This window comes from Pseudomonas sp. (assembly GCF_049590575.1).
GTDB lineage: Bacteria > Pseudomonadota > Gammaproteobacteria > Pseudomonadales > Pseudomonadaceae > Aquipseudomonas.
The window spans coordinates 1-7,145 of the sequence record NZ_JBAWDE010000446.1 but is presented as its reverse complement, the minus strand read 5'-3'; the positions used below and the strand labels follow the sequence as shown (position 1 = coordinate 7,145).

Genomic DNA, 7,145 nt, shown 5'->3' with positions numbered 1-7,145 from the left:
GGCGGTGTGTCAGTAACAGATTTGCCTACTGATACACCGCATTCGCGAGCAAGCCCGCTCCCACACTGATTTGTGGTGTGGCTTACTTCTTTACCAAGGCCGAACACGCCGCTTTGAAGGCCTCATGCTGATACTTGTTCAGCGTGGCCGGCAGCTCAAAATTGTGTTTCTTGTTCTGCGCATTAATGGTCTGCGGCGACAACAACGTCACCTCAACGCCGTCGAGCAACTGAAACACGCCTTCAATCTTGAACGTAGTCGGGCCACCGGCGAACTCGCCTTTCTTGCTGCGCTTCTTGATCGCGATGCGGGTGATCGCGTTTGCCTGCACGAACGCCTTCACCTGGGTGGCGAAGGCTTTGACGTTAGCCGCTTCATCGTCGTCTTCGAGGGCGATTTTCTTGGTGGCCAGGGCGACGTGGGTCAGCGCCTGGTTGTCCAGTGAAGCGACGGCGATGATGGCTTCGCTGCCTTTGATTTCGATGCCGCAAATAGTCATGAATGGCCTTGGTTCAGAACGGAAGTGGCGGGGATTGTCGCTTATTCCTGCCCAATCGACTCCAAAAACTCCGACCGCTCATCACTCATCCGCGCCAAACAGTCATTCTGCGCAATCGCATAGGCCTTGGAGCCAGTCACCGCCGGGAAGGTGTCCACCGCGCAGTCGGCGTCACGCAGTTTTTCCCACTTCTGCTGGGCATCCTTCAGACGAGCGGTAATGTCGGCCAGTTGCGACTTGTTGCTGGCGTAGGTCGACGCCATGCGTTCCAGCAGCCCCTGGTAGTTATCCTTGAGCAACTGCTCGGCGGTGGTTTTGTTGTAGGTGGCGCATTCCAGGGTTTGCTTGTCGTTTTCGATGCCATCGCACGGCGTGCTGTCGGTGTCTTCGGCTGCGTGGACGCCGGTTGCGATGAGTGCCAAAGCCAGGAAAATCGATTTCATTGCGCCGTCTCATATCAGGTGATGCGGAATTCTGGCTCAAGCGTAAGACAAAGAACAGTCGCCAGTCGGACCTGCGATCACTGCCTTTGTCGCGGATTGACGCTTTCGGCAATTCCCCTGTCGTTTTTGCACCCGGTTCGTTCAGCCCCTGGGCATATGCTGGCCCCAAAGCGCCGGCAGACGATTCGGCGCATGAATCGCCAATAAGGGGACGCCTGATGAGCCCAGCCGAATTGCACGCCGACAGCATCGTTATCGACGGGCTGATCATTGCCAAGTGGAACCGCGACCTGTTCGAAGACATGCGCAAAGGCGGCCTGACTGCCGCCAACTGCACCGTGTCGGTGTGGGAAGGCTTCCAGGCCACGATCAATAACATCGTGGCCAGCCAGACCCTGATCCGTGAAAACAGCGACCTGGTGATCCCGGTGAAAACCACCGCCGATATCCGCAAAGCCAAGGAACTGGGCAAGACCGGCATCATCTTCGGCTTCCAGAACGCCCATGCGTTTGAAGACCAACTGGGCTACGTCGAGATCTTCAAGCAGCTCGGCGTGGGCGTGGTGCAGATGTGCTACAACACCCAGAACCTGGTCGGCACCGGCTGCTACGAGCGCGACGGCGGCCTGTCGGGTTTCGGCCGCGAGGTGGTAGGCGAAATGAACCGCGTCGGCATCATGTGCGACCTGTCCCACGTCGGCTCCAAAACCAGCGAAGAAGTCATCCTCGAATCGAAAAAGCCGGTGTGCTACTCCCACTGCCTGCCGTCCGGCCTGAAAGAACACCCGCGCAACAAGTCTGATGAAGAACTCAAGTTCATCGCCGACCACGGTGGTTTTGTCGGCGTGACCATGTTCGCGCCGTTCCTGGCCAAGGGCATCGATTCGACCATCGACGACTACGCCGAAGCCATCGAATACACCATGAACATCGTCGGCGAAGACGCCATCGGCATCGGCACCGACTTCACCCAGGGCCATGGCCAGGATTTCTTCGAAATGCTGACCCATGACAAGGGCTATGCCCGCCGCCTGACCAGCTTCGGCAAGATCATCAACCCGCTGGGCATCCGCACCGTGGGCGAGTTCCCCAACCTCACCGAGACCCTGCTCAAGCGCGGCCACAGCGAGCGCGTGGTGCGCAAGATCATGGGCGAGAACTGGGTCAACGTCCTCAAAGACGTCTGGGGCGAATAAGCCAACCTCTCTTTTCCCCCGGCCATCCACGCCGGGGGCATCAATACGAATTTTCTGGAGTTAAGTTTCCATGGCCAAGATCGCCCCGCAATTGCCAATCGAAGTCGACAGCGAAACCGGTGTCTGGACCTCCGACGCCCTGCCGATGCTGTATGTGCCGCGCCATTTCTTCGTCAACAACCACATGGGCATCGAAGAAGTGCTGGGCGCCGACGCCTACGCCGACATCCTCTACAAGGCCGGCTACAAATCCGCTTGGCACTGGTGTGAAAAAGAAGCTGAATGCCACGGCCTGGAAGGCGTAGCGGTGTTCGAACACTACATGAAGCGCCTGTCGCAACGCGGCTGGGGCCTGTTCAAGATCCAGGACATCGACCTCGACAAAGGCACCGCCAGCGTCAAGCTCGAGCACTCGGCGTTCGTCTACGTGTATGGCAAGGTCGGGCGCAAGGTCGACTACATGTTCACCGGTTGGTTTGCCGGTGCCATGGACCAGATTCTGCAGGCGCGCGGCAGCCAGATTCGCACCGTGGCCGAACAAGTGTACGGAGGCTCCGAAGAGGGCCACGACGACGGCCTGTTCACCGTCAAGCCGTTGTAAGTCGAGGAACCGTGCCATGGCTTTCGAAGCAATGTTCGCGCCGATCCAGATCGGCAAACTGACCATCCGCAACCGCGTGCTCAGCACCGCTCACGCCGAGGTGTACGCCACCGACGGCGGCATGACCACCGACCGCTATGTGAAGTATTACGAAGAGAAAGCCAAGGGCGGAATCGGCCTGGCGATTTGCGGCGGCTCTTCCAGTGTGGCCATCGACAGCCCGCAAGGCTGGTGGAAATCGGTGAACCTGGCCGATGACCGGATCATCCCGCACTTCCAGAACCTGGCGGATGCCATGCACAAGCATGGCGCCAAGATCATGATCCAGATTACCCACATGGGCCGTCGCTCGCGCTGGGACGGCGAGCACTGGCCGACGCTGCTGTCGCCGTCAGGCATCCGCGAGCCGGTGCACCGCGCCACCTGCAAGACCATCGAGCCGGAGGAAATCTGGCGGGTGATCGGCAACTACGCCACCGCTGCGGCGCGCGCCAAGGCCGGTGGCCTGGACGGCGTGGAATTGTCGGCGGTGCACCAGCACATGATCGACCAGTTCTGGAGCCCACGGGTCAACAAGCGCACCGATGAATGGGGCGGCAGCTTCGAAAACCGCATGCGGTTCGGCCTGGAAGTGCTCAAGGCCGTACGCGCCGAAGTCGGCCCGGATTTCTGCGTCGGCATCCGCCTGTGCGGGGATGAATTCCACCCGGACGGCCTGTCCCACGAGGACATGAAACAGATCGCCAAGTATTACGACGACACTGGCATGCTCGACTTTATCGGCGTGGTCGGTTCGGGTTGCGACACCCACAACACCCTGGCCAACGTGATCCCCAACATGAGTTATCCACCGGAGCCGTTCCTGCACCTGGCGGCCGGGATCAAGGAAGTGGTCAAGGCCCCGGTGCTGCACGCGCAGAACATCAAGGACCCGAACCAGGCCACGCGCATTCTGGAAGGCGGCTATGTGGACATGGTCGGCATGACCCGTGCGCACATTGCCGACCCGCACCTGATCGCCAAGATCAAGATGGGCCAGATCGACCAGATCAAACAGTGTGTCGGCGCCAACTACTGCATCGACCGCCAGTACCAGGGCCTGGACGTGCTGTGCATCCAGAACGCCGCGACCTCCCGCGAATACATGGGCGTGCCGCACATCATCGAGAAATCCACCGGGCCCAAACGCAAGGTCGTGGTGGTGGGTGCCGGCCCGGCCGGGATGGAAGCGGCGCGCGTCGCCGCCGAGCGTGGCCACGACGTGACCCTGTTCGAAAAGAAAGACTTTATCGGCGGGCAGATCACCACGGCTTCCAAGGCGCCGCAACGCGACCAGATCGCCGGCATCACCCGCTGGTTCCAGCTGGAACTGGCGCGGCTGAACGTCGACCTGCGCCTGGGCGTGGCGGCGAATGCCGACGCCATCCTCGACCTGCGCCCGGACGTGGTGGTGCTGGCCGTCGGCGGGCATCCGTTCCTGGAGCAGAACGAACACTGGGGCGCGGCTGAAGGCCTGGTGGTCAGCAGCTGGGACGTGCTCGACGGCAAAGTCGCGCCGGGCAAGAACGTGCTGGTCTACGACACCATCTGCGAGTTCACCGGCATGTCGGTGGCGGACTTTTTGGCGGACAAGGGCAGCCAGGTCGAGATCGTCACCGACGACATCAAACCCGGCGTGGCCGTGGGCGGTACGTCGTTCCCGACTTACTACCGCAGCATGTACCCGAAGGAAGTGATCATGACCGGCGACATGATGCTGGAAAAGGTCTACCGCGAAGGCGACAAGCTGGTGGCGGTGCTGGAGAACGAATACACCGGCGCCAAAGAGGAGCGGGTGGTGGACCAGGTGGTCGTGGAAAACGGCGTGCGCCCGGATGAGGAAATCTACTACGCCCTCAAGCCCGGCTCGCGCAACAAGGGCCAGATGGACATCGAAGCCTTGTTCGCGATCAAGCCGCAACCATGCTTGAGCGAGGCGGGTGACGGGTACTTGCTGTTCCGCATCGGCGATTGTGTGGCGCAGCGCAATACCCACGCCGCGATCTATGACGCCCTGCGCCTGTGCAAGGATTTCTGACCCGCGCATGGCCAAAAATGTGGGAGGGGGCTTGCCCCCGATAGCGGTGAGTCAGCCAACGCTGTATCAACTGACACTCCCTCATCGGGGGCAAGCCCCCTCCCACATTTCAGGGCCAGTTTCACTTTAGATTTGTGTGGTCTGTGGGAGCTTCACCATGTTGAACACCTTGCTGCCTATTCTCTTGTTTGCCGCCCTGGGCCTCGCCGTCCTCGGCGCCCTGCGCCGGGTGAACATGTGGCGCCGCGGCCGTGCCTCCAAGGTCGACCTGCTCGGCGGCCTGCTGGCCATGCCCAAGCGCTACATGGTCGACCTGCACCACGTGGTCGCGCGCGACAAATACATCGCCAACACCCACGTCGCCACTGCCCTGGGGTTTGTGCTGTCGGCGCTGCTGGCGATTCTGGTGCATGGCTTCGGCCTGCATAACCGCATCCTCGGCTATGCCTTGCTGCTGGCTTCGGTGCTGATGTTTGTCGGCGCCACCTTCGTCTACCTGCGCCGACGCAACCCACCTGCGCGCCTGTCAAAAGGCCCGTGGATGCGCCTGCCGAAAAGCCTGATGGCGTTCTCGGTGAGCTTTTTCCTGGTGACCTTGCCGGTGGCCGGGATTCTGCCCGCCGACTTCGGCGGCTGGCTGCTGGCCGCGTTGCTGAGTGTGGGCGTGCTGTGGGGCGTGTCGGAAATGTTCTTCGGCATGACCTGGGGCGGCCCGATGAAGCACGCCTTCGCCGGCGCCCTGCACCTGGCCTGGCACCGCCGCGCCGAACGCTTCGGCGGCGGCCGTTCCACCGGGTTGAAACCGCTGGACCTCAGCGATAAATCCGCGCCACTGGGCGTGGAAAAACCCAAGGATTTCACCTGGAACCAACTGCTCGGCTTCGACGCCTGCGTGCAGTGCGGCAAGTGCGAAGCGGCGTGCCCGGCATTTGCTGCCGGCCAGCCACTGAACCCGAAAAAGCTGATCCAGGACATGGTGGTCGGCCTGGCCGGTGGCACCGACGCCAAGTTCGCCGGTAGCCCCTATCCGGGCAAGCCAGTCGGCGAACATAGCGGCAACCCGCACCAGCCGATCGTCAATGGCCTGGTCGACGCCGAAACCCTGTGGTCCTGCACCACCTGCCGTGCGTGCGTGGAAGAGTGCCCGATGATGATCGAGCACGTGGACGCCATCGTCGACATGCGCCGCCACCTCACCCTGGAAAAAGGCGCCACGCCGAACAAGGGCGCCGAGGTCCTGGAAAACCTGATCGCCACCGACAACCCCGGCGGCTTCGCACCGGGCGGTCGCCTCAACTGGGCAGCGGACTTGAACCTGCCGTTGCTCAGCGACCAAGGCAGCTGCGACGTGCTGTTCTGGGTCGGCGATGGCGCTTTCGACATGCGTAACCAGCGCACCTTGCGTGCGTTCGTCAAAGTGCTGAAAGCCGCCAAGGTCGACTTTGCCGTGCTCGGCCTGGAAGAACGCGACAGCGGCGACGTCGCCCGCCGCCTGGGCGATGAAGCCACGTTCCAATTGCTGGCCACGCGCAATATCCAGACCCTGGGCAAATACAGTTTCAAGCGCATCGTCACCTGCGACCCGCACAGTTTCCATGTGCTGAAAAACGAATACGGCGCCTTCAACGGCGACTATGTGGTGCAGCACCACAGCACCTTTATGGCCGAGTTGATCGGCGAGGGCGCGCTGAACCTGGGCCAGCACAAGGGCAACAGCGTGACCTATCACGACCCGTGCTACCTGGGCCGCTACAACGGCGAATACGAGGCGCCGCGCCAAGTGCTGCGCGCGTTGGGTATCGAGGTCAAGGAGATGCAGCGCTCGGGCTTGCGCTCACGCTGCTGCGGCGGTGGCGGCGGTGCGCCGATCACCGACATTCCCGGCAAGCAACGTATCCCGGACATGCGCATGGACGACATCCGCGAAACCGGCGCCGAGCTGGTGGCGGTAGGTTGCCCGCAGTGTACGGCGATGCTCGAAGGCGTGGTCGAACCACGCCCGTTGATCAAGGACATTGCCGAACTGGTGGCCGACGCATTGCTCGAAGACGCCGCACCGGTCAAGACCCTGAAACGTGAACCTGCGGAGGTGCACTGATGAGCGACATTATCCGCCGCGACCCACGGGCCGAATGGATCGCCCGCAACCGCCTGCACCCGCTGCACGCGGCGATGCAGCCGGTGCAACACAGCTGGATGGGGCCCAACGGCGTTATCCGCAAAAACGTACATGGCGTCGGTTTTATCGGCCCCAACGGCATCAAGCGCATCGACCGCAGTGGCGCCCAGCAGGGCGGCGCGGCCAAGCGCACGGCGGCGGTGGAAGTGC

General features: G+C 62.0%; 6 protein-coding genes and 1 pseudogene. 5 read left to right on the top strand and 2 right to left on the bottom strand.

Features of this window, described 5'->3' with window-relative positions:
* Positions 1-82: 82 nt before the first annotated feature.
* Both WBR57_RS31000 and WBR57_RS30995 read right to left on the bottom strand, forming a co-directional pair.
* Entirely contained in the window at positions 83-499 is a 417-nt protein-coding gene (locus WBR57_RS31000) for a DUF3010 family protein (protein ID WP_424089528.1), read from the bottom strand.
* A gap of 41 nt (positions 500-540) precedes the next feature.
* Complete coding sequence (locus WBR57_RS30995; RefSeq protein ID WP_122542210.1) at positions 541-942, bottom strand: lysozyme inhibitor LprI family protein; 402 nt, start codon at positions 940-942, stop codon at positions 541-543.
* A 218-nt stretch (positions 943-1,160) separates the two neighbouring features.
* Between WBR57_RS30995 and WBR57_RS30990 the strand changes: the two genes are divergently transcribed.
* From WBR57_RS30990 to WBR57_RS30970, 5 genes and pseudogenes are all read left to right on the top strand, one after another.
* The gene (locus WBR57_RS30990) at positions 1,161-2,138 is read left to right on the top strand and encodes a dipeptidase (protein WP_375066547.1); all 978 of its coding nucleotides are present in this window, start codon (positions 1,161-1,163) and stop codon (positions 2,136-2,138) included.
* 70 nt (positions 2,139-2,208) lie between these two features.
* On the top strand, positions 2,209-2,739 hold the full coding sequence (locus WBR57_RS30985; RefSeq protein WP_128874052.1) for a DUF5943 domain-containing protein: 531 nt from the start codon (positions 2,209-2,211) through the stop codon (positions 2,737-2,739).
* Between the two features lie 16 nt (positions 2,740-2,755).
* Positions 2,756-4,816, top strand: a complete 2,061-nt coding sequence (gene dgcA / locus WBR57_RS30980) for a dimethylglycine demethylation protein DgcA (RefSeq protein ID WP_424089524.1) — start codon at positions 2,756-2,758, stop codon at positions 4,814-4,816.
* A gap of 157 nt (positions 4,817-4,973) precedes the next feature.
* Positions 4,974-6,914 (top strand): dimethylglycine demethylation protein DgcB, encoded by a 1,941-nt coding sequence (gene dgcB / locus WBR57_RS30975; RefSeq protein ID WP_424089522.1) that lies wholly within the window; start codon positions 4,974-4,976, stop codon positions 6,912-6,914.
* Positions 6,914-7,145: pseudogene (locus WBR57_RS30970) on the top strand (electron transfer flavoprotein subunit alpha/FixB family protein); the annotation flags it as partial. The gene dgcB and the pseudogene WBR57_RS30970, both read left to right, overlap by 1 nt.

Excerpts from the sequence above, each read along its gene's own strand:
- WBR57_RS31000 (WP_424089528.1), bottom strand. The coding sequence starts at position 499 with ATGACTATTTGCGGCATCGAAATCAAAGGCAGCGAAGCCATCATCGCC.
- WBR57_RS30995 (WP_122542210.1), bottom strand. The coding sequence starts at position 942 with ATGAAATCGATTTTCCTGGCTTTGGCACTCATCGCAACCGGCGTCCAC.
- WBR57_RS30990 (WP_375066547.1), top strand. The coding sequence starts at position 1,161 with ATGAGCCCAGCCGAATTGCACGCCGACAGCATCGTTATCGACGGGCTG.
- WBR57_RS30985 (WP_128874052.1), top strand. The coding sequence starts at position 2,209 with ATGGCCAAGATCGCCCCGCAATTGCCAATCGAAGTCGACAGCGAAACC.
- dgcA (WP_424089524.1), top strand. The coding sequence starts at position 2,756 with ATGGCTTTCGAAGCAATGTTCGCGCCGATCCAGATCGGCAAACTGACC.
- dgcB (WP_424089522.1), top strand. The coding sequence starts at position 4,974 with ATGTTGAACACCTTGCTGCCTATTCTCTTGTTTGCCGCCCTGGGCCTC.